Source organism: Nocardioides sp. NPDC047086 (genome assembly GCF_040643685.1).
Classification (GTDB): Bacteria; Actinomycetota; Actinomycetes; order Propionibacteriales; family Nocardioidaceae; genus Nocardioides.
The window spans coordinates 1-21,838 of sequence record NZ_JBEYUV010000048.1 but is presented as its reverse complement, the minus strand read 5'-3'; the positions used below and the strand labels follow the sequence as shown (position 1 = coordinate 21,838).

20 protein-coding genes are annotated in these 21,838 nt (G+C 71.7%); 17 read left to right on the top strand and 3 right to left on the bottom strand.

The features are described 5' to 3' along the window. Positions 1–15 precede the first annotated feature (15 nt). Genes ABZ796_RS24875 through ABZ796_RS24835 form a run of 9 tightly spaced genes read left to right on the top strand, consistent with a single transcriptional unit; the run spans position 16 to position 10,541 of the window. Positions 16–1,086 (top strand): Gfo/Idh/MocA family oxidoreductase, encoded by a 1,071-nt coding sequence (locus tag ABZ796_RS24875; RefSeq protein ID WP_357340616.1) that lies wholly within the window; start codon positions 16–18, stop codon positions 1,084–1,086. After that, a complete protein-coding gene (locus ABZ796_RS24870) occupies positions 1,083–2,102 on the top strand; it encodes an NAD-dependent epimerase/dehydratase family protein (RefSeq protein ID WP_357340615.1) in 1,020 nt (339 codons plus the stop codon). The genes ABZ796_RS24875 and ABZ796_RS24870 overlap by 4 nt, the downstream gene beginning before the upstream one ends. Further along, positions 2,099–3,256 (top strand): DegT/DnrJ/EryC1/StrS family aminotransferase, encoded by a 1,158-nt coding sequence (locus tag ABZ796_RS24865; protein ID WP_357340614.1) that lies wholly within the window; start codon positions 2,099–2,101, stop codon positions 3,254–3,256. The genes ABZ796_RS24870 and ABZ796_RS24865 overlap by 4 nt, the downstream gene beginning before the upstream one ends. Further along, on the top strand, positions 3,253–3,879 hold the full coding sequence (locus ABZ796_RS24860) for an acetyltransferase (RefSeq protein WP_357340613.1): 627 nt from the start codon (positions 3,253–3,255) through the stop codon (positions 3,877–3,879). The genes ABZ796_RS24865 and ABZ796_RS24860 overlap by 4 nt, the downstream gene beginning before the upstream one ends. After that, positions 3,879–4,928: a glycosyltransferase family 2 protein gene (locus tag ABZ796_RS24855; protein ID WP_357340611.1), complete on the top strand. Its 1,050-nt coding sequence runs from the start codon at positions 3,879–3,881 to the stop codon at positions 4,926–4,928. Before ABZ796_RS24860 ends, ABZ796_RS24855 begins: the two co-directional genes overlap by 1 nt. Beyond that, positions 4,925–6,391 carry an oligosaccharide flippase family protein gene (locus ABZ796_RS24850; protein ID WP_357340609.1) on the top strand — a complete coding sequence of 489 codons (1,467 nt, stop codon included), beginning with the start codon at positions 4,925–4,927 and terminating at the stop codon, positions 6,389–6,391. Before ABZ796_RS24855 ends, ABZ796_RS24850 begins: the two co-directional genes overlap by 4 nt. Continuing rightward, entirely contained in the window at positions 6,388–7,506 is a 1,119-nt protein-coding gene (locus ABZ796_RS24845; protein ID WP_357340608.1) for a DegT/DnrJ/EryC1/StrS family aminotransferase, read from the top strand. Before ABZ796_RS24850 ends, ABZ796_RS24845 begins: the two co-directional genes overlap by 4 nt. Beyond that, on the top strand, positions 7,503–8,759 hold the full coding sequence (locus ABZ796_RS24840) for a glycosyltransferase family 1 protein (RefSeq protein WP_357340606.1): 1,257 nt from the start codon (positions 7,503–7,505) through the stop codon (positions 8,757–8,759). Before ABZ796_RS24845 ends, ABZ796_RS24840 begins: the two co-directional genes overlap by 4 nt. A 9-nt stretch (positions 8,760–8,768) precedes the next feature. Next, positions 8,769–10,541 (top strand): hypothetical protein, encoded by a 1,773-nt coding sequence (locus tag ABZ796_RS24835; RefSeq protein ID WP_357340604.1) that lies wholly within the window; start codon positions 8,769–8,771, stop codon positions 10,539–10,541. On the opposite strand, the gene ABZ796_RS24830 is transcribed toward ABZ796_RS24835, so the two are convergent. Beyond that, positions 10,525–11,235, bottom strand: a complete 711-nt coding sequence (locus ABZ796_RS24830; RefSeq protein WP_357340603.1) for a hypothetical protein — start codon at positions 11,233–11,235, stop codon at positions 10,525–10,527. The genes ABZ796_RS24835 and ABZ796_RS24830 overlap by 17 nt on opposite strands. A gap of 173 nt (positions 11,236–11,408) precedes the next feature. Between ABZ796_RS24830 and ABZ796_RS24825 the strand changes: the two genes are divergently transcribed. Both ABZ796_RS24825 and ABZ796_RS24820 read left to right on the top strand, forming a co-directional pair. Beyond that, the gene (locus tag ABZ796_RS24825) at positions 11,409–12,194 is read left to right on the top strand and encodes a hypothetical protein (RefSeq protein ID WP_357340601.1); all 786 of its coding nucleotides are present in this window, start codon (positions 11,409–11,411) and stop codon (positions 12,192–12,194) included. 6 nt (positions 12,195–12,200) lie between these two features. Next, entirely contained in the window at positions 12,201–13,583 is a 1,383-nt protein-coding gene (locus ABZ796_RS24820) for an O-antigen ligase family protein (RefSeq protein ID WP_357340599.1), read from the top strand. Here the strand turns inward: ABZ796_RS24820 and ABZ796_RS24815 are convergent. Next, positions 13,518–15,110 carry a DUF4082 domain-containing protein gene (locus tag ABZ796_RS24815; RefSeq protein WP_357340597.1) on the bottom strand — a complete coding sequence of 531 codons (1,593 nt, stop codon included), beginning with the start codon at positions 15,108–15,110 and terminating at the stop codon, positions 13,518–13,520. The genes ABZ796_RS24820 and ABZ796_RS24815 overlap by 66 nt on opposite strands. 197 nt (positions 15,111–15,307) lie before the next feature. Between ABZ796_RS24815 and ABZ796_RS24810 the strand changes: the two genes are divergently transcribed. After that, positions 15,308–15,973, top strand: coding sequence for a hypothetical protein (locus tag ABZ796_RS24810; RefSeq protein WP_357340596.1), 666 nt, complete (start codon positions 15,308–15,310; stop codon positions 15,971–15,973). Positions 15,974–15,981: 8 nt separating this feature from the next. Then, positions 15,982–17,565, top strand: a complete 1,584-nt coding sequence (locus ABZ796_RS24805; protein ID WP_357340595.1) for an acyl-CoA ligase (AMP-forming), exosortase A system-associated — start codon at positions 15,982–15,984, stop codon at positions 17,563–17,565. 20 nt (positions 17,566–17,585) lie between these two features. Here ABZ796_RS24805 and ABZ796_RS24800 read toward each other — a convergent pair whose 3' ends face one another. After that, complete coding sequence (locus ABZ796_RS24800; protein WP_357340594.1) at positions 17,586–18,251, bottom strand: polysaccharide deacetylase family protein; 666 nt, start codon at positions 18,249–18,251, stop codon at positions 17,586–17,588. 122 nt (positions 18,252–18,373) lie between these two features. On the opposite strand from ABZ796_RS24800, the gene ABZ796_RS24795 reads away from it, so the two are divergent. The 4 genes from ABZ796_RS24795 to ABZ796_RS24780 are packed head-to-tail and all read left to right on the top strand — an operon-like array spanning position 18,374 to position 21,649. Then, entirely contained in the window at positions 18,374–19,315 is a 942-nt protein-coding gene (locus ABZ796_RS24795; protein WP_357340593.1) for a glycosyltransferase family 2 protein, read from the top strand. Beyond that, entirely contained in the window at positions 19,312–20,163 is an 852-nt protein-coding gene (locus ABZ796_RS24790; RefSeq protein ID WP_357340592.1) for a hypothetical protein, read from the top strand. The genes ABZ796_RS24795 and ABZ796_RS24790 overlap by 4 nt, the downstream gene beginning before the upstream one ends. A 1-nt stretch (position 20,164) precedes the next feature. After that, the gene (locus ABZ796_RS24785) at positions 20,165–21,367 is read left to right on the top strand and encodes a pyridoxal-dependent decarboxylase, exosortase A system-associated (RefSeq protein ID WP_357340590.1); all 1,203 of its coding nucleotides are present in this window, start codon (positions 20,165–20,167) and stop codon (positions 21,365–21,367) included. A gap of 15 nt (positions 21,368–21,382) precedes the next feature. Beyond that, a complete protein-coding gene (locus tag ABZ796_RS24780) occupies positions 21,383–21,649 on the top strand; it encodes a phosphopantetheine-binding protein (RefSeq protein WP_357340588.1) in 267 nt (88 codons plus the stop codon). The last annotated feature ends 189 nt before the right edge of the window (positions 21,650–21,838 follow it).

Here is a 21,838-nt window from a genome sequence, read left to right as displayed (position 1 = left end):
GATTCCATGGTCGACATGACTGATGGGGAACCGCTCGGCGTAGCAGTGGTCGGGGCCGGGTACTGGGGGCCCAACCTGGTCCGCAACTTCCGGAACGCACGGGACTGGACGCTGGTCGCGGTGGTCGACCTCGACCTCGCGCGGGCCCGGGAGGTGATCGGGGGCGGCACCGACGTGCTGGCCACGACCGACCTCGACGAGGTGCTCGCGCGCCAGGACGTGGACGCGGTCGCGATCGCCACCCCGGCTCGGACGCACCGGGGGCTGGTGGAGCGGGCGCTGCGGGCCGGGAAGCACGTGCTCGTCGAGAAGCCGCTGGCCGACGACGTGGCGTCCGGGCGGAGCATGGTCGAGGCTGCGCGCGCCAACGATCTCGTGCTGATGGCCGACCACACCTACTGCTACACGCCGGTCGTGCAGAAGATCCGCGAGCTGGTCGAGGACGGGTCGCTCGGCGAGATCCTGTTCGTCGACTCGGTGCGGATCAACCTCGGGCTGGTGCAGCCCGACGTCGACGTCTTCTGGGACCTGGCCCCGCACGACCTCTCCATCCTCGACTTCGTCCTACCCGGCGGGCTGCGCCCCACCGGGGTCGCCGCCCAGGGCTCCGACCCGCTGGGAGCCGGCAAGGCGTGCGTCGGCTATCTCACCCTGCCGCTGGAGGGCGGGGCGATGGCCCACGTCCACGTCAACTGGCTCAGCCCCACCAAGATCAGGCAGATGGTGATCGGCGGGAGCCGGCGTACGTTGGTCTGGGACGACCTCAACCCGCAGCAGCGGCTCAGCGTCTTCGACCGCGGCGTCGATCTGGTCCAGCAGAGCGTGGACATCGCCGACCGCGCCGCCGCGACGGTCTCCTACCGCCTGGGCGACACCTGGGCGCCGGCGCTGCCCGAGTACGAGGCGCTCTCGCGGATGGTCGGCGAGTTCGCCGAGGCGATCCGGGAAGGCCGTACGCCGCGCACCGACGGGGCCGCCGGGCTCCGTGTCCTCTCCGTCCTGGAGGCGGCCCAGACCAGCCTCCGAGCCCGTGGCGCCCTCGTCGAGGTGGCCGCCCTGACCCCCACCCTGGAGCTGATCCGATGACGTATCCCGACCTCACCACACTGAACGGCGCGAACGTGCTGGTCACCGGAGGTGCGGGCACGATCGCCTCCACCATCGTCGACCAGCTCCTCGACGCGGGAGTCGCGCACGTCGACGTGCTCGACAGCCTGATCCGGGGACGCAAGGCCAACCTCGACGACGCCCTCGCCTCGGGTCGGGTCACGCTGGTCGAGGGCGACATCCGCGACCGCTCGCTCGTCCACGATCTGACGCTCGGCAAGGACCTGGTCTTCCACCAGGCCGCCATCCGGATCACGCTGTGCGCCGAGGAGCCGCGGCTGGCCAACGAGGTGCTGGTCGACGGCACCTTCAACGTCGTCGAGGCCGCGGTCTCCGCAGGTGTCTCGAAGCTGATCTACGCCTCCTCGGCCTCCGTCTTCGGGCTGGCCGAGGAGTTCCCGACGCAGGAGGGGCACCACCACAACAACAACGACACCCTCTACGGGGCCGCGAAGTCCTACAACGAGGGGCTGGTGCGGTCCTTCCGGGCGATGCACGGGCTCGACTACGTCGGGCTGCGCTACTTCAACGTCTACGGACCCCGGATGGACGTCCACGGCGCCTACACCGAGGTGCTGGTGCGGTGGATGGAGCGGATCGCCGACGGCAAGCCGCCGCTGATCTTCGGCGACGGGCGCCAGACGATGGACTTCGTCTGCGTTCCCGACATCGCCCGCGCCAACATCCTGGCGGCCGCCTCCGAGATGAACGAGGGCGTCTACAACATCGCCTCCGGCACCGAGACCTCGTTGCTGGAGCTGGCCGAGGCGCTGCTGCGGGTGATGGGCTCGTCGCTCGGCGTCGAGCACGGCCCGGAGCGAGCGGTCAACGGGGTCACCCGCCGGCTCGCCTCCATCTCGGCCGCCCGCGACGACCTGGGCTGGACTCCCACGATCGGGCTCGAGGAGGGGCTGCGACAGCTCGTCGAGTGGTGGGCGCCGCTGCGCTCCGAGATCGCGGCCGGGCGCGCCCTCGGTGGTGGTGGTACATCGTGAGTCGGATCAACGTCATGCAGCCGTGGCTGGGGGAGGAGGAGGTCACCGCGGTCACCGAGGTGCTCCGCTCCGGCTGGGTCGCCCAGGGGCCGCGCGTGGCCGAGTTCGAGCGCCGTTTCGCCGACTCTCAGCAGGCCGCTCATGCGGTCGCCACCTCGAGCTGCACCACGGCGCTCCACCTGGCGCTGATCGTGGCCGGGGTGAACCCCGGGGACGACGTCGTCGTCCCGTCGTTCTCGTTCATCGCGACCGCCAACGCGCCCACCTACGTCGGGGCCCGGCCGGTCTTCGCCGACGTCTCGCCGGTGACGGGGAACCTCACCGCCGAGACGGTCCGGGCCGCCCTCACCCCGTGGACGACCGCGGTCATCGTGGTCGATCAGGGCGGGGTGCCGGTCGATCTGGACGCGATCCGAGAGGTCTGCGACCCGCTCGACATCGTGGTCATCGAGGACGCGGCGTGCGGCGCCGGCTCGACGTACCGCGGCCGTCCCGTGGGCGCCGGCGCCGAGATCGCCGTCTGGTCCTTCCACCCGCGCAAGCTCCTCACCACCGGCGAGGGCGGGATGCTCACCACCTCGCGGGGCGACCTGGCCGCGCGGGCACGCACGCTGCGCGAGCACGCCATGAGCGTCTCGGCCGCCGACCGGCACGCGAGCCTCGTCTCCCCGCCGGAGTCCTACGACGAGGTCGGGTTCAACTTCCGGATGACCGACCTGCAGGCCGCGGTGGGCATCGTGCAGCTCGACCGGCTGGACGAGATCGTGGCCCGGCGCCGCGAGCTGGCCGCGGCCTATGCGAAGGCGATCCTCGAGATCGACGGGCTGCGTGCCGTGGCCGACCCGGCCTGGGGCACGAGCAACTTCCAGTCGTTCTGGGTGGAGGTCATCTCGACAAGCTCGATACACCGCTCGGCTGCGTACGGGATGGACCGCGAGGGGCTGCTGAGCGCCCTGGCCGAGGCCGGGATCTCCGCGCGACGCGGGATCATGGCGGCCCACCGGCAGCCTGCGTACGCCTCGGAGAAGGTCGAGCTGCCGGCCACGGAGCACCTCACCGACAACACGCTCATCCTGCCGCTCTTCCACCAGATGTCGGACTCGGAGCAGGCGCGGGTCATCGGCGTACTCCGACAGGGGGGAGCACGCCGATGACCACGCTCGTTCTCGTCGCCGCCAGCGGGTTGGCGGGGGAGGTGGCCGCCGCGGCGAGCGGCTACGACCAGATCGTCGCGGTCGACGACGACCGCGAGCGATGGGGGACCGTCGTCGGCGGGGCCAAGGTCATCGGTCCCGTCGAGCTGGTCACCGACTGCGGCGCGGACCTGGTGATCTGCACCGGATCGGGCCGGGTGCGCCGACGGCTCCTGGAGCGCCTGCTCGACTACGGGGTGACCCCGGAGCGGTTCGCGACCATCATCCACCCCGATGCGTCGGTCGCCGAGGGGTGCGAGGTCGGGCCCGGCAGCGTCCTGCTCGCCGGCGTCAGGCTGACGTCGCAGGTCTCGGTCGGTCAGCACGTCGTGGTCATGCCCAACGCGGTCCTGACCCACGACGACATCGTCGCGGACTTCGCCACGCTGTGCGCCGGGGTCGTCCTGGGCGGGGAGGTGGTCGTCGGTGAGGCCGCCTATCTCGGGATGAGCTCCTCGGTGCGCCAGCGCGTCGCCGTGGGCGCCGACGCCGTTCTCGGCATGGGCGCCGTGCTCCTCGAGAACCTTCCCGCAGGCGCGACCTGGGCCGGGGTCCCTGCCCGCCCGGTCCGGGTGCCGGTCTGATGCGCCGCTTCCACCGTCCGCGACCACTGCGGACACGACCCTCGGTCAGTGTCGTGATCCCCTGCTACAACTATGGGCACTACCTGCCCCAGGCGGTCGCGGGTGCCCTCGCCCAGGACGGCGTCGACGTCGATGTGCTGATCGTCGACGACGCGTCCCCCGACGGCAGCGCCGACGTCGCGCGTTCGCTGGCCGCGGCGGACCCGCGCGTCGAGGTGCTCGTCCACGAACGGAACGCCGGGCACATCCAGACGTACAACGACGGACTCTCCCGAGTGCGCGGCGACTATGTCACCCTCGTCTCCGCGGACGACGTGCTGATGCCCGACGCGCTCACCCGTGCCGTCGCCCTGATGGAGCACCATCCCGGCGTCGGCCTGGTCTACGGGTACGCCCGCTCGTTCACCGACGACCTCCCGGTAGGTCCGACCAGGACCCGAAGCTGGTCGGTCTGGTCGGGACGGGACTGGCTCGGCACCGCGGCGCGGCAGGGTCGCTGCTTCCTGGTCAGCCCCGAGGCGGTGATGCGCCGGGAGGCGCTCGAGCAGACCGACGGCTACGATCCCCGGCTGCCCCACTCGGGCGACTTCGACATGTGGCTGCGCACGGCGGTGCACTGGGACGTCGGCCGGGTGGACGGACCGATCCAGGCGGCGTATCGCGTGCACGACGCCAACATGCACCTGACCGAGTACGCCGGCTGGCTCACCGACCTGCGAGAGCGCCGGCGCACCTTCGACATCGTCTTCGACGAGCGCGCACCGGACGTCGCCGACGTCCAGAGGCTGCGGCCGTACGCGATGCGTGCCCTGGCCCGGGAGGCCCTGCGCCGTGGCCGGGAGACCGCGCACGGCGACTCGGGGACGCTCCTCGACTACCTCGACTTCGCCGCCGAGACGTACCCCGTCGTCCGGGGAACCAGGGCCTGGGGGCGCGCCTGGGACGAGGCCATGGCGGGCCGGGCGTCCCGGACGGCGCCGTGGAGCCGCGCGACCGCGAAGGTCCGGCATCACCTACGGTGGCGGTTCGAGCGCAGGTACGGCACATGACCACGACGGCCCCTCAGGGGACGGTCGCCGCGCGAGTGAGCCGTGGCCTCGGCTGGGGTCTGGGCGGCACCATCGCGATGCGGGTCGGCAGCGTGCTGTTCGGCATCCTGGTCGCCCGGCTGGTCGCACCGGCCGAGTTCGGGGTGTACGCGGTGGCGCTGACGGTCTGGACGATCCTCAGCACCCTGGCCGATCTCGGGCTCGGCGCCGACCTGGTCCGTGCGCCCGACATGGAGCCTCGGGCGCCGACGGTGGCGAGCATCGGCCTGGGCGTGAGCCTCGCCCTCGGTGCGACGATGGCGCTGGCCGCGGAGCCGATCGCGATCGCCTTCGACAGCCCGGAGTCGACCGACGTGATCAGGCTGATGGCGGTCAGCATCGCGGTCTTCGGCTTCACGATCGTTCCCTCCGCGCGGCTGACCAGGGCCTACCGCCAAGGTGCCCTGTTCGGGATCAACGGACTCGGGCTGGTGGCCTCGGTGGTGGTCGCGCTCGGGCTGATCCTGGGTGGCATGGGTGCCGAGGCGCTCGCCTGCGGCCAGATCGCCTGCCAGAGCGTGATCGCGGTCGGCCTGTACGTCGTCACCCGCACCGTGCCACGGCTGGGGTTCGACCCCGTGCTGGCCCGGGACTCGCTCGCCTTCTGTCTCCCGTTGGCCGCGGCGAACCTGCTCTCCTGGCTGCTGCTGAGCATCGACAACCTCATCGTCTCCCGCACCCTCGGCCCCGAGCAGCTCGGGCTCTACGTGCTCGCCTTCAACATCTCCTCCTGGCCGATGAGCGCTCTGGGAGCCGCCGTCCGGGTGGTCGCGCTGCCCGCGTTCTCCCAGGCATCCTCGGTGCAGGTCCGCAACCGTGGCCTGGTGCTCTGCATCGCGCCCCTGGTCGCCGTGGCCACCCTGGCCTCGCTCGGCCTCGCCGCCGCGGCCGTCCCGCTGGTCACCCTGGTCTACGGCGAGCGCTGGGAGCCTGCGGCCGCGGCGCTCGCCGGGCTCGCGGTGTTCGGGGGTGTCCGGGTCGTGCTCGACCTGGTGGCCACCTTCCTCGTCGCCGCGGGCGAGACCCGAGCCGTCCTCGTCGTGCAGGTCGCGTGGGTCGTGGCGATGGTGCCGGCGATGATCGTCGGCGTCACCCGCTGGGGCCTGGCCGGCGCCGGCTGGACCCATGTCGCGGTCGTCGCGGTCGTGGTGGTGCCGCTCTATCTGCGTGCGCTCGCGACGGTCGGGGTCCGGCCCGGAGACCTCCTCCGACAGGCGGCGGTCCCGCTCCTCGCGGCCGTCCCGGCGGCCGTCGTCTGCGGCTGGCTCGCCGGCCTCGGGAGCAACCGGGTCCTCACGCTGCTCGGCGTCGCCGTTCTCGTCCTCGTCCTCTACGCCCTCCCGCTGCTGCGGTGGTGGCGTTCCCGGTTCAACCGGCTCCGCCGGCTCGAGTCGGCCTCCCTCCCGGAAGGAAATCCGTCATGACAGTCAATCCACGCCCGAGCGTGCCCTTCGTCGACCTGCGGCCCCAGAACGCGGCCATCAACGACGACGCGGTGAGCGCGTTCGCCGAGATCTGCGCGAGCGGCGAGTTCGTGCTCGGCCCGCAGGTGCGGCGCTTCGAGGAGGAGTACGCCGAGTTCGCAGGCGTCGAGCACTGCGTCGGCGTCGGCAACGGCACCGACGCGCTCGTGCTCTCCCTGCGCGGCGCGGGCGTCGGGGCCGGCGACGAGGTGATCGTGCCCGCGAACACCTTTGTCGCCACTGCCGAGGCGGTCGCGATCGTCGGCGCCGATCTGGTGCTCGCAGACTGCGACGAGGACTTCCTGATCGATCCCGTCGACATCGCCCGCCGGGTCACCGGCCGCACCCGTGCGGTCATCGGGGTGGACCTGTACGGACAGGTGGCACCGTTCGAGCACCTCCGCGAGGCGGTGGGGGAGGACGTACTCCTCCTGGAGGATGCGGCCCAGTCCCAGGGAGCGAGCCGCAACGGCCGGCCGGCGGGTTCTTTCGGTGTAGCCGCCGCGACGAGCTTCTACCCGGGCAAGAACCTCGGCGCGTACGGGGACGCCGGAGCGGTGACCACCGGGTCGGCGGAGATCGCCGACCGGGTCCGTGCCCTGCGCAACCACGGCGGGGTCGCGAAGTACGAGCACCTCGACGTCGGCACCAACTCCCGTCTGGACTCGGTCCAGGCGGCGGTGCTCTCCCTCAAGCTCGAGCGCCTCAAGGGCTGGAACGCCGAACGCGACGAGGCCGCGCAGCGGTACGCCACGTTGCTCGCCGACCTGCCCGGGGTGGTTCTCCCGCGGGTCCTGCCCGGCAACCAGCACGTCTGGCACCTCTACGTCGCCCGGGTCGCCGACCGCGACCGGGTGCTACGCGAGCTCCTGGAGGCCGGCGTCGGCGCCGGTATCCACTACCCGGCACCGGTGCACCTGTGGCCCGCGTTCTCCTGGCTGGGACACGGACCCGGCTCGTTCCCGGTCGCGGAGGCGCTCGCGCAGGAGATCCTCTCGCTGCCGATGTTCCCGGGCATCACCGCAGATCAGCAGGAGATCGTCGCGGACGTCCTCGCCAAGGTCGTGCGTCGGTGAGCGGCGTCCTCGGCGGCATCGCCGGGAAGCTCAGACGCGAAGGGCCCCGCGGGGTGGTCCGCCGCGTCGTACGGCGTGCCTATCGACAGCTCGACGCACACACCCTCGACTTCGGCCTGCTGCCCGAGGACATCGCCGACTCCACGCGTCTGGAGCCGGGGCCGGTGGCGCCGGTGCCGAACGGACGCCCGCTGGTGGTCGGCTGGCTCACCACGCCGCCGGCGGCCGGCTCGGGTGGTCACACCACGATGTTCCGGATGGTGGAGGCGCTGGAACAGGCCGGTCACCGCTGTGTCGTGCTGCTCTACGACCGGCACCACGGCTCGGCCGCGGCACAGGAGGCGGTCGTCCGGTCCTCCTGGCCACAGGTCCGGGCCGAGGTGCGCTCCGTCGACGAGGGGTTCGACGGGCTGGACGCCTGTGTGGCGACCGGGTGGGAGTCGGCCCACGTGCTCGCCGTCCGGCCGAGGAGGCCTCTGCACCGGCTCTACTTCATCCAGGACTACGAGCCGCTGTTCTCGCCGCGCGGGTCGGAGTACGAGCTGGCCGCCGACACCTACCGGTTCGGGTTCACCAACATCGCGTTGGGGGACATGGTGCACCGCAGGCTGCGCGAGGACCTGGGGGTCTCCTCGGAGCTGGTGCCGTTCTCGTGCGACACCGCCGTCTACTCGCTCCAGAACCAGGGGCAGCGCTCCGGCGTCGTCTTCTACGCCAAGCCGGGTCTGGCGCGACGTGGCTATCTGCTCGGCACCCTCGCGCTCGCGGAGTTCCACCGGCGGCACCCGGACCAGCCCATCCACGTCTACGGTTCGCCCGTGCCCGACCTCGGGATCCCGGTGGTCCATCACGGCCGCCTCACCCCGGAGGGGCTGAACGCGCTCTACAACAGCTGCGTCGCCGGCCTGGCGATGTCGTTCACCAACATCTCGCTGGTCGCCGAGGAGATGCTCGCGGCGGGCTGTGTACCAGTGGTGAACTCCTCGCCCGATGCGCGTGCGGACCTGGACAACCCGCAGGTCAGCTGGGCACCCGCGACACCGGGGGGCATCGCCGACGCCCTCGCCGCGGCCGTCGAGGCGACCGACATCCCGGCCCGGGCGGAGGCCGCCGCAGCGAGCGTACGCACCGACAACTGGGCACACCCGCGTGCGGGCGTGCGCAGGATCATCGAGGACACGGCCCGGGGCGGCGCTCCCGTGGATTGGGTACGCATCGCCGGAGGCGCCGGCGCTGCCGCGGGCCCTTCCTAGGGTTCTTCCATGACGTCCTCACCCCCGGGTTTCGCGGCAGTCTCCGCAGCCGCCGGCCGGTTCCCGCCGGCTTTGGCCGTAGCGGTCACGGCCGTCGCGCCCGAGGCGGCCTGCGACGGCACCCGGTCGGGGCTGCAGACGGCCACCTGGGGATTCGACGACCCGCTGGTCGATGGCCGGACGCTGGTCCTCGCGCGCGAGCTGAGGCGACGGAACCTGGTGATCGAACCCGAGGACGTGGCTCGGATGATCGGCCGCGGGGACCGGAAGGCGCTCGCGGAGATGCTGCCGACCTTCGGCGCCGTGCAGTGCTCCGGGAACGCCGTCACCGCCACCACCGACGCGCTCGGGTTCCGTCACCTCTACTACCGGGTCGGCCCCGGCTGGGCGGCGGTCTCGACGTCGGCGCGGGTGCTGGCGGGACTCGCACCGACGTCGCTGGACCACGACGGTCTCGCCGTCCAGAGCCTGCTCGGGTGGCAGCTGCGCGGGCGCAGCCTGTTCGAGTCCGTGACGAAGGTGCCCGCGGGCCGGCTGGTCGAGATCGGGGACGGCCGACTCCGCATGGACACCTTCACCGAGGAATCCGACAGGGAGCGGGTCGACCTCACCGACGCGGTCGAGTCGATGAGCAGTATGCTCCGCGGCTACCTGGCTGCCTACCTCGACGATCACCCCGACGCGATCCTTCAGCTCACGGGCGGTCAGGACTCACGGCTGCTGCTCTCCGCGATCGAGCCTCGGCGCCGTCGCGGCCTCCGTGTGGTCACCCTCGGGCGACCGGACTCTCCGGACGTGAGGATCGCCGCCGCTCTGGCACAGCGCTACGGGATGAGACACGAGATCATCGACGTGGACGGCCTCGACGCGCTCGAGCCCGAGGACGCCTACGCCCGATGCGTGACGGCCGCCGGCGCGGTCGAGCTCGGTGCGGATCCGCTGGCCTGGGCGGCCCTGGACTTCGCCGAGGCCCGGGCGATGCCGGGCCCGCGGATCTCCGGCCTCGGCGGCGAGGTGGCCCGTGGGTTCTACTACCTCGGTCGCGACGGCGGCGGCCCGGTCACCGAGGCACGGGCGCGGCGCCTGGCCGACTGGCGGATGTTCGTCAACGAGGCCGTGGAGTCCTCGGCGCTCCGTCCGGCGTTCCGGGAGCGGGCGCGCGAGGTCGCCCATGCCGAGGTCCTGACCGCCCTCGCCGAGGGCGGGCACCCCTGGTTCGAGGCGACGGACGAGCTCTACCTCGGCCAGCGGATGCAGCACTGGGCGGGGGCGACCGAGTCGCCGGTGAGCGCCCGCCGGCGGATCGTCAACCCGATGCTGGACGACCGCTGGATCGCGACCGTCCGGGCGCTCGCGCCCGAGGACAAGGCCGGCTCCCGCTTCCTCGCCCGGCTCCAGGTCGAGCTGGACGCGGACCTCGCCCGGCTGCCGCTCGAGGGGCGCCCCTCGCCGGCGACCTACGTCACGCCCGGATGGCGCAGCTCGTGGCGACGGGGCGCGACGACGGTGGCCAAGGCCGGTCGCAAGCTCGGCCAGCGGGTCCGGGGACGCGGTCGGCCACCGGTGGGCGGCGAGATCCTGGCCGACGCCGTGCTGACCTACTGGCGGGCCCACCCGGAGGCGGTCGCCGCTCTCGCGGAGAGCGAGGTCGTCGAGCCGAGCTGGCTCGACGACGTCCTCGCCGGCAGGCACCATCCGGGGCCCGGGACGGTGGCGTTCCTGCTCAACCTCGACCTCGCCTCCGGCGCGGTGCGCCACTCCGGAGTCACCGCTGCGAGATGAGCTCCCGGTCGGGCCGAGGGGCTGCCGGGCCGGTCTGCTCGCGGGCCTGCGTGCGGCGCGCGTCGCGGGCCCGGGAGAGCCGCTCGACCCAGATCACCGCGACCACGGTGAGCGATCCGCCCAGCAGGGCGAGCCCTCCCGCCGTACGCGCCCGGCTGCCGCTGATCTCCTGGACCACCACGTCCTGCGGCGCCATCTCGGTGGACATCCGGGACGCCTTGCGGACCCCCAGCTCGTCCTGTCGCCGTTGGAGGATGCGGTCGAGGTCCCGGCCGATCCGGGCGGCCTCCGCCTCGACGCGATCCGCGTCGGTGTTCACGACCTGCACATCGATGACCGGGTTGTTGTAGATCGGGAGCCACTGGTTGCCGACGTTGCGCATCCGGACCCGCTCGCCCCGCTCGAGGCCCTCGCCGTAGAGGGTCGTCTCGGTGGTGCTCATGTTGAGCGGGTGCCGGCCCTGGTTGTACTCCTCCACCAGCAGGCCCGCCATCGGGACCATCCCATAGGGGTCCTCGCGGAGCGTGTTCGGGTTCACGGACTCCTTCGGCGGGAGCAGCACCACCTCGAACTGGGTGAAGTAGACCGGCGGCCGGTCGAGCAGCACCACGGCGCCGCCCAGCGTCAGCAGGGTGCAGGCCACCACGACGTACCACCTGCGCAGCAGCAGGCCGACGAGTTCGAGGGCTGTCACAACCCTCACCCTGTGCGCGACCGGCGACGGGGGACCACGATCGGTTCGGTCGGTACCTCGTCTTGGGTATGACGAGGCGGGTGCGGCGCGGAGCACGCGGGAGAACCCGACGATGGCTGTGCCCGGGCACGGGGATGCCTTCAGCCACTGTCTAGCGAAAGCGACCGGAACACATGGAACTCAGCGCGGTGTGGGGGGCCTTGGCGCGCCGCTGGTATCTCGTGATCCTCACCCTGGGGCTGACCGTCGGCGCCGTCGTCGTGATGATGGGCCGGGTGGGCCCCTCCTACACGGCTCAGGGCACCCTGCTCCTCTTCCCGCCCGACGGGACCACCCGAGCGGGCGAGAAGATCGAGGGCAACCCCTATCTCTCCCTGGGCGGACTCAACCCCGCCCGCGACATCCTCATCCGCGCGATGACGTCCAAGTCGGCTCGGGCCGAGCTCGAGGAGAGCCATCCGGACGTGAGCTACGAGATGTACGCCGACATGGCCGTGAGCGGGCCGATCGTCGTGGTCGAGGTGACCGGTGCCAGCGACGAGGACACGATCGGCGCCCTGAACGACCTGTTCGACGCCGCGCCGGGGGTGCTCGTCGGCCTGCAGTCCGACCTGGGGATCAAGCGCCGCGAGTACATCTCCATCCAGAAGCTCACCATCGACGAGACCTCCGAGAAGGTCACCAAGGACCAGCTCCGCGCCGGGATCGTCGGCGGTGCGGGCGTCCTGGTGGGTGGGCTCCTCGGCATCGGGCTGCTGGACGGGCTGCTGCTCTCGCGGAGCCGCGGCCGACGTGAGCGGGAGGACGGGCCGCCCGACGTCGGTCCCTTCGGTGAGGACCGCGCCGAGCGCAGCAACGTGGAGCCCCTGGAGCCCCATGGCCGGGCGACGCCCGCCCGGAACGGGTTCACCCAGGTCGTGCCGCGCGATGAGCGGTCTTCCGGCGCACAGCGCGGGTGAGCGACGATGCCGGCCGGACGCCGCACCGTCGCACGGAGCCTCGCTGAGCCGACGGTAGAGGTACGCCGCTCGGTCGACGCCGCCACCATCCTGACCGTCTACATCGTCGTGCTGCTCTCCATCCGCTCGGTGCTCGTCGTGCCGGCGCTGGGCACGGCCGGCGCGCCGGCGACGATCGTCGCGATCGGCGCGTTCCTGTGGTGGGTCTGGTACCACGTCCAGCGCTTCTACCGGATCGACCTCGGGTTCCAGCCGCTACGTTTCGCGGTCCTCGGTCTCCTCCTGACCGTGATGGCCTCCTATGTGCTGGCGATGTCCGGCCCCATGCCCGGCAACGAGCTGACGCCCGCCGACAGCGGGCTGCTCAAGATGATCGGGCTGGCGGGACTGGCGATGGTGGCCTCCGAAGGGATCTCCTCCCTCGACCGGCTGCACGCGGTGGCGCGCCGGCTCGTGATCGGGATCGGGCTGGTCGCGGTGCTGGGCCTGGCCCAGTTCGTGACCCGAGAAGCCCTGGTCGACCGGATCAGCATCCCCGGGCTCTCCGCGCGGGGCATCGAGATCGGCCTCTACGAACGCAGCGGCATGCCACGGCTGAGCGGGACCTCCACGCACCCCATCGAGTACGGCGTCATCCTCTCGACGGTGCTGCCGGTGGTGATCGTCTACGCGCTGCACGCACCCACCCGACGCTGGCTCTACCGAGCGATCCTGGTCGTCGTCTCGATCACGATCTTCATGGTCATCTCGCGCTCCGCCATCCTCTGCACCGCCGTCGCGATCATCGTCCTCGCCCTCCGCTGGACGTGGCGGATGCGTCTGGTCGCGCTCGGCTGCGGGGCCGCGATCTCGGGCCTGGTGTATCTCCTCGTGCCAGGGATGCTCGGTGTCATCACCGGGCTGTTCGTCGGGGCCGGCGACGACGCCAGCGTGGCCTCCCGGACGGACTCCTACGGCGTGGCCTTCCAGTTCATCGCCCGTGACCCGTGGCTGGGCCGGGGGCCAGGGACGTTCCTGCCGCAGTACTGGATCCTGGACAACCAGTATCTCGGCCACACGATCGAGACCGGGCTGATCGGCATGGCCGCGCTGCTGGCGGTCATCCTGGTCGCCGCCTTCACCGCGCGCAGCGCCCGGGAGGCCGCGACCACCGATTTCGACCGCGAGCTCGCCCAGGGGCTGCTCGCCGCGATCCTCGCCGGCGCGACCGCGATGGCCTTCTACGACCTGTTCGCGTTCCCGCAGTCCTCGGGCTGCTTCATCCTGGTCGTCGGTCTCTCCGGTGCTCTGTACCGGCTCGTCCGGCAGAGACCGACGGAGCCCTCACCCGGGATTCACGACGCCGCCGTCGGACCACACGTTGCCCCGCCAGACGTTGCCGGGCGCTGAGGAGTCGAAGGACGCGATCGGGAACCAGTAGCCGCAGTTCGGGCGCGCCGCGGTGCGCTGGAAGACGTTGTCGATGAAGCGGATGTGGTTGGTGCCGCCGTAGGCCTTGCCCGACGACGAGCCGCCGTAGGCACAGGTGCCGCCGGTCGTGACCAGGAACAGGTTGCGCTCGATGAGGTTGTTCTCGACGGTGGCGAAGTCCCCGTATCCGGTGAGCCCAGCAGAGCACCCGGCGTCGGGCGGGACGTCAGGCGCGTCGCAGGTGATCGTGTTGTGGCTGATGACACCGCCGGAACCCATCCGGATCCCGGACTCGTGGGCGACGCCGCTCAGGTCGGTGAACTGCCCGTGCACGTACGAGTCGCGGACGGTGCAGTCGCGCCAGCAGTTGATCGAGCGGTTGCCTCCGGTGACCTCGACCCGCAGCGCGGTGAAGCCGACGTTGCCGATGCCCGTGCCTCCGCGGTTGCCGACCCGGACCTCGCTGTCGACGATCGTGAACCCCAGCCCGTTGGACGCCTCGTCGTTGTAGACGGTCCCGTTGATCACCGAGTTGCGGATCGTGACATCGGCCGCGCGTACGTTCAGGGTGCAGTTCACCGTCTTGCCGTCGATCACGGTGCCGGCCGTGGTGATGTTGCACGGACCCGTGTACGGCGTCAGGCGTACGCCGGCGGGCACCCCGGTCGTCGCCGAGCTCGGGAACCCGCCGGGAATCGCGGTCGGGGACGACGGGACAGCGGTGGCGTCCGGCGAGGCCGAGCTCGGGGGAGGTGCGCTCGGAGTCGCCGGGCCGGTCTCCGTGGGCGTCGAGGTCGGCGACGGCCTCGGGGACGCCTCGGACGATCCGGTCGTAGGCGCGGACGACGCCGACGGAGACGGTGACGAGGACGGTGACGAGGACTGGCCGGAGCCGGTCCGGCGGACCACGATGTCGACGGTGTAGCTGTTGGCCCCGAAGATCTGGGTGGGGAAGGACCCGGGTCGGTAGGAGTAGACGCCGGCATTCACCCCGGCCGTGATCGGCCCTCGGGAGACCGGCTCGGTGAAGTAGCTCTGGTCGGTGGAGTAGCGGCCCTGGGGCGCGGTGTAGGAGACGACGTAGTCCCGGCCGGGCTCGAGGGTCACCTTGCGGTCGAGGTCCGCCACCTGGAGACCGCGCCGGGTGGTGTCGGCGAACCTCGCCTCGGCGAGCTGACGACCCCTCCCGGTCCACAGGGTGCCGGTGTGCGGCCCGGTGTTCGCCGAGCTCTTGTAGAACTGGACCGCCACCGCTTGCGCGGGCTCGGTCACCCGGAACCGCAGACCCAGCTCGACCGGACGGCGGTCCCGGTCGGCCACGATCGCGGGAACCGCGTCATCGGGGAGCAGGCTGACCGCCTCGGCACGGCTCTGCGAGATCGGCCAGAGCACCCAGGCGGCGATGGCGACGAGGGTGATCAGGATGCTGCCGATCAGGATGAAGGGTCTTCGGGCAGAGCCTCGAGAGCGCGCCGGTCCAGAGGTTCGACTTGCCGAGGTCTGCATGTGGTTGCACCGTTCCGATGTAGGCAGCGCCGTTGCAATGTCCGACCCTGCACAGATGCCGGCGGCTCGGGCATCCTCCAGAATCGGTATCTCCGCCGGAGGGCCGGCCGAGATACCGATCATGCGCCTACCTGATACGAGGGATAGGAGCTTGCCAGGGCGGGTCGTCCGGACGGGTTGCCGTGGACGATTGTCGGGTGAACTTCGAGCTCCGTTCCCGACTGGTGGACTCTCCCGCGTCGCTGGGCGCCACGCTTCGGCTCCGGCGCTGGGAGAGGTTCACCGCGCTCTTTCCCGACATCGCCGACATGAAGGTCCTCGACGTCGGCGGCACGGCCGAGTCCTGGCTCCGTGCACCCGTACGTCCCGGGCACGTCGTCGTGCTCAACCTGACGGAGCCCGGCGTGTCCGAGGAGGGCTGGCTGACGCCGGTGACGGGCGACGCCTGCGACGCGCGCGGGGCGCTGGAGGCGGCCGGTGCGCCGGTGGCGTACGACCTGGTGTTCTCCAACTCGCTGCTCGAGCACGTCGGGGGCCATGCGCAGCGGTCCAGGCTGGCCGAGCAGATCCGTCAGGCCGCGCCGCGGCACTGGGTCCAGACGCCCTACCGGTACTTCCCGATCGAGCCGCACTGGCTCTTCCCCGGGATGCAGTTCCTCCCGATGGCGCTGCGGGCCTGGGTCGCCGAGCGCTGGCCGCTGGTCCACACGCTGCCCGCGTCCCGGGCCGAGGCGATGGCCGACGTGCAGTGGACCGAGCTGGTCGGGATGACGGAGATGCGCTCCTACTTCCCCGACTCCGAGATCCTCCGGGAGAGGGTCCTCGGTCTGACCAAGTCGATGATCGCGGTGCGGACGCGATGAGGACCACGATGAGGACCGGGCTCCACTCGCTGCTGCATGAGCACGCCGAGGCCCGACCCGGCGCCCCGGCGCTCTCGTACAAGGGCGTCACGCAGAGCTACGCCGAGGTCTGGGCCTCGGCCTGCGCGATCGCCGCCGGGCTCGGCGATCTCGGCCTGGCTCGCGGGGACCGCTGCGCGATCTTCCTGGAGAAGCGGCCCGAGACGGTCGCCTCGATCTTCGGGACCACCGCCGCGGGTGGGGTCTTCGTGCCAGTCAACCCGCTGCTCAAGGGTGGTCAGGTCGCCCACATCCTCGATGACTGCTCGGTCAAGGTGCTCATCACGTCGCGCGAGCGGCTGCTGCTGCTCCGGGAGGACCTGAAGGGGTGCGAGTCCCTCGAGCACGTCGTCCTGGTCGGCAGCGGGGTCCCGGACGAGATCGCGCTCGACGTCGAGGTACACGCCTGGTCCGACGTGTTCCGGTCCGGCGTGGTCGCGCCGGACGCCTCCGCGCCTGGCGACGCGACGATCGACCAGGATCTGGCCGCGATCCTCTACACCTCGGGCAGCACCGGAAGGCCGAAGGGCGTCGTGCTGAGCCACCGCAACCTCGTGGTCGGTGCCGAGAGCGTCAGCAGCTATCTCGGCAACGGGCCCGAGGACGTCATCCTCTCGGTGCTCCCGCTCAGCTTCGATGCCGGTCTCAGCCAGATCACCACGGCCTTCGCGGCCGGCGCGCACGTGGTGCTGATGAACTATCTGCTGCCCGGCGAGGTTCCCGCGCTGTGCGCGGAGCACGGCGTGACCGGGCTGACCTGCGTACCTCCGCTGTGGCTGCAGCTGGCCGGCGTCGAGTGGCCGCCGGAGGTGCGAGCCGGCCTGCGCTACTTCGCGAACACCGGTGGACGGATGCCGCGGGCCACGCTGCAACGGCTCCGCGAGCACTTCCCGACGGCGCAGCCGTTCCTGATGTACGGGCTGACCGAGTCGTTCCGCTCCACCTATCTCGACCCGGCCGAGGTCGACCGCCGGCCGGACTCCATCGGCAAGGCCATCCCCAACGCCGAGGTGCTCGTCGTCCGCCCGGACGGCACGCCGTGCGATCCCGGCGAGGAAGGGGAGCTGGTCCATCGCGGCGCACTGGTGGCCCAGGGCTACTGGGGCGATCCCGGGCGGACCGCCGAACGGTTCCGGCCGCTGCCGCGGGAGCAGGCCTCGTGGCGTACGCCCGAGCTGTGCGTGTGGTCCGGGGACCGGGTCGTGGCGGACGAGGAGGGCTTCCTCTACTTCGTCGGGCGCCTGGACGACATGATCAAGACCTCCGGTTACCGGGTCAGCCCGACCGAGATCGAGGAGGTCGCCTACGACACCGGCCTGGTCCGCGACGCGGTGGCGCTCGGCGTGCCCGACGAGCGGCTCGGGCAGCGGATCGTGCTGCTGGTGACGCCTCCCGCGGGAGAGGGGATCGAGGTCGACCGGCTGCTGACCGCGCTACGTCGCGCGATGCCGCCCTACATGGTGCCGTCGACCATCGACGTGCATCCCGAGCTGCCGCGCTCGCCGAACGGCAAGTTCGACCGCGTCCTGATCCGGACCGTCCTGGCGCAGTGACCGTCCGGGCGCCGTGACGGTCAGCGCAGCCTCTTGACCAGTCCTGCCGCCTGCCGTTCCATCCGCTTGGCGATGCCCTGTCCGTTCAGGATCTGGCTGCGTACGCTGGCCCCGTCGTCGTCCGCGGTGATGCTGAACCTCGGCTGCAGCCAGGCTCCGGCCACCGCGTGAGCACGGTCGCTGGTGTAGACGTGCTGATAGCCCAGGCGGCGCAGGTGGCGCAGCGTGGCGCGGTCGTAGCGGCCGAGCGGGAGCGCGGCCTCCTCCACCGCCTCGCCGGCGGCCATGGTGATCTGCTCCCGCGCCTGGATCAGCTCGCGGCGTACGCCCGTGGCGTCGAGGCCACGCCAGCTGACGTGGTCCATGCCGTGGGTGCCGATCCGCATGCCCGCCACCCTGAGGAGGCGGACGTCGAGGCGGTCGACGCTCCCCGGGCTCCCCAGCCGCGCCGCGAGCACGAAGAAGGTCGCGCTCAAGCCGCGTGCCTGCAGGCCCGGGAGTCCGATCGCGACGTCGGAGTGGTTGCCGTCGTCGAAGCTGATCCGCACCTCGGGGCGGCCGGCGACGGCATCGAGGATGTCCTCGTAGGCGTCCTGGCTGATCCAGTAGCGGTCTTCGTCCGGCTCCAGCTCGCGCTCGGGCTCGCCGATACCGTGGAAGCAGATGTTGGTCACGTGGGCGGGCATGTTCCTCACGCTAGGGATCCGGAGGCGGTGCCGGGCGACCGGCTGCGTTGGCCTACCTCATACGGGGGATCTGCGGTCGGGAGGCGGGTCCGACGGGGGCGGACGCGGCTGAGACTCGTGCTGTGTCGCTCCCGATCCGAACCATCGCCGTCGTGGTGGTGACCTACAACAGTGCTCACCTGCTGGCCGATCTCGTCGGCTCTCTGCCGGGTGGGCTGGCCGGTCTGAGATGGCGGCTGGTGGTTGCCGACAACGCCTCCGCCGACGACACCGTCGCGACCGCTCGCCGCCTCGCGCCGGACGCGACCGTCGTCGAGACCGGTCGCAACGGCGGCTACGCCGCCGGGATCAACGCAGGTGTCGCGGCTGCCTTCGCCGCGGATCCCGACGTCGACGCGGTGCTCGTGCTCAACCCGGACGTACGTCTGGAGCCGGACTGCGTCGCCGAGCTCGCCCGCGAGCTGGCTCTGCCCGGGGTCGGCGTGGCCGTGCCCCGGCTGGTCGACGCCGAGGGCCGGCTGATCGAGTCGATGCGCGGCGCGCCGAGCCTGCTGCGGGCCTTCGCCGACGCCGTGGTCGGCGCCAACCGCGCCGGACGGGTCCGGTGGGCGGGGGAGGTCGTGGCCGACCCGGCGGAGTACGAGCGCTGCCAGGACACCGACTGGGCCGAGGGGTCGACCCAGCTGATCAGCGCCGAGTGCTGGCGCGCGTGCGGCCCGTGGGACGAGTCCTACTTCCTCTACTCCGAGGAGACCGAGTTCCATCTGCGCGCCCACGACCGGGGCTTCCGGGTCCGGTACGTCCCCGCTGCCCGCGCCGTGCACCTCGGCGGCGAGTCCACCACCTCACCGGGGCTGTGGGCGCTGCTGGTCGCCAACCGGGTGCGGCTCTTCACGGTCCGTCGCGGGCGCGTCCAAGGGGCGGCGTACTGGCTGATGGTGCTGGCCCGCGAGTGCAGCCGGGCGCTGCTGGGGAAGAAGACCTCCCGGCGGGCCGTGCTCACCCTGGTCAGCCGCCGCCGGATGAGCGCGCCACGGGGGCCCGAGTGGGTGGCGAGCGCATGAAGGCCGCGCTCTCCCCGATCACCGCCGAGGACCTCCCGGCCGTCTCGGCGTTCCTGCACGAGCAGCTGAACCCGCGGGTCCAGGAGCTGGAGTGGACCCAGGCGCTGCGGGTGCCGTGGGACGTACCCCAACCCAACCACGGCTTCTTCCTCGCCGAGGCGGAGCGGGTGGTCGGGGCCTACCTCGCCTACTACTCCGACCGGAAGGCCGGCACGGAGACCCTCCAGGTCTGCAACCTGGGCGCCTGGTGCGTGCTCGACAGCCACCGCCATCAGGGGCTGCGGCTGCTGACCACGCTGCTCAAGCAGCCCGGCTACGAGTTCACCGACTTCTCGCCCTCGGGCAACGTCATCGCGCTCAACCGGAAGCTCAAGTTCACCGACCTGGACACGACCACCTCGCTGGTCCCCGCAGCGGCTGTGCCGAGGCGCGGGGTGCGGGTCAGCAGTCGTCCCGACGTACTCGACTCGGTCCTGCAGGGCGAGGAGCGGGAGCTCTACGCCGACCACCGTGCCGCGGCCGCGGCCCGGCACGTGGTGCTGAGCACGGGCTCCGAGCACTGCTACGTGGTGGCTCGCAAGGACACGCGCAAGGGCGTACGCGCCTTCGCATCGGTCCTCTACGCGAGCAACCCCGAGCTGCTCCGGCGGCACGCGCCGCGGCTGGCCGCGCACCTGTTCACCCAGCACAGCGCCGTGGCGACCCTGGTCGAGCACCGGGTCGCGGGCGGGGCGCCGCGCGGTTCCTACCGGCTCTCGCGGTCGCGGCCGAAGATGCTGCGCAGCGACGCCCTCGATCCGGCCCGGGTCGACTACCTGTACAGCGAGCTGACATGTCTGGAGTGGTGAGATGACGTACGCCGGCGGGCCGACAGTCGGGGGACTGGCGGTCTCGAGGTTGGCCGAGCGGGTCGGGTCGACCCCGTTCTTCGCCTACGACCGGGCCGCGATCGACGCCCGGGTGGCCTCGCTGCGGTCGGCACTTCCCGATGACGTGCACCTGAGCTATGCGGTCAAGGCCAACCCGATGCCCGCGGTCGTGCAGCACCTGGCCCGCACCGTCGACGCGCTCGACGTCGCCTCGGGGGCCGAGATGCGGGTGGCGCTCGACACCGGGACGGATCCGGCGGCGGTGAGCTTCGCGGGGCCCGGCAAGTCGGTCGCCGAGCTGTCCCAGGCCGTCGCGGCCGGGGTGCTCGTCGAGATCGAGTCACCGCTGGAGGCCGAACGTCTGGTCGAGGCCGCCGACCGGCTCGGGATCCGGCCGCGGGTGGCCGTACGGGTCAACCCGGACTTCGAGGTCAAGGGCTCCGGGATGCGGATGGGCGGAGGTGCCCAGCAGTTCGGGGTCGACGCCGAGACGGTGCCGCTGCTGCTCAAGACGCTGCACGACCGCGACGTCGAGGTGGCGGGCTTCCACGTCTTCTCCGGCTCCCAGAACCTGCACGCCGAGATCCTCGCGGAGGCCCAGGAGCGCACCGTCGACCTCGTCCTGCGGCTGTCCGGTGACCTGCCGGCGGCGATGACCTATCTCAACATCGGCGGCGGCTTCGGCATCCCGTACTACACCCAGGACCAGCCTCTCGATCTGCCGCTGGTCGGCGCGCGGCTCGAGGAGCTGCTGGCCACCCGCGTACGTCCTGCGCTGCCGTCCGCGCAGGTCGTCATCGAGCTCGGCCGCTATCTCGTCGGCGAGGCCGGGGTCTATGTGACCAGGGTCGTCGACCGCAAGATCTCCCGTGGCAAGACCTTCCTGATCGTCGACGGCGGCATGCACCACCAGCTCGCCGCCTCGGGCAACTTCGGCCAGGTCATCCGCCGCAACTACCCGATCTCGGTCGCGGCGGCCCGCGACGCGGTGGAGGCGGGGGACGAGACCGTGCAGGTCGTCGGCTGTCTGTGCACGCCCCTGGACCTGCTCGGCGACAAGGTGAGCCTGCCGCGCGCCGAGGTGGGCGACCTGGTCGTGGTCCACCAGGCCGGGGCGTACGGCCTCACCGCCAGCCCCACCGCGTTCCTGAGCCACCCCGTCCCGCTCGAAGTTCTCGTCTGAAACCCAAGGAGTCCCATGACCATCGACACCACCGAAGCGATCCTCGACCGGGTGGCCGGGGCGATCACCGAGGTGATCGGCCCCGACCACAGCGCCGGCACGCTGACCGCGGACACCCTGCTGTTCGGCTCCCTGCCCGAGCTCGACTCGCTTGCCCTGGTCGAGCTGATCACCGTCCTCGAGGACCGCTTCGGCTTCGAGATGGACGAGGACGACATCAACGCCGAGGTCTTCGAGTCCGTCGGGTCGCTCGCGGGGTATGTGCGCGGGCAGTTGGGTTGACACCGCCCCCGCTGGTCGAGCCGTCCCCCCGCTGGTCGAGCCGCGAGCGCTAGCGAGCGTGTCGAGACCAACACGGTCCCCTCCGCGCTCGATGGGACCGTGTTGGTCTCGACACCCCACCGCCGAGCGGCGACGGCGGCGACGACCGCGGGGGTGGGGAGGTCAGGGGGGGTCAGCGGTGGCGACCCG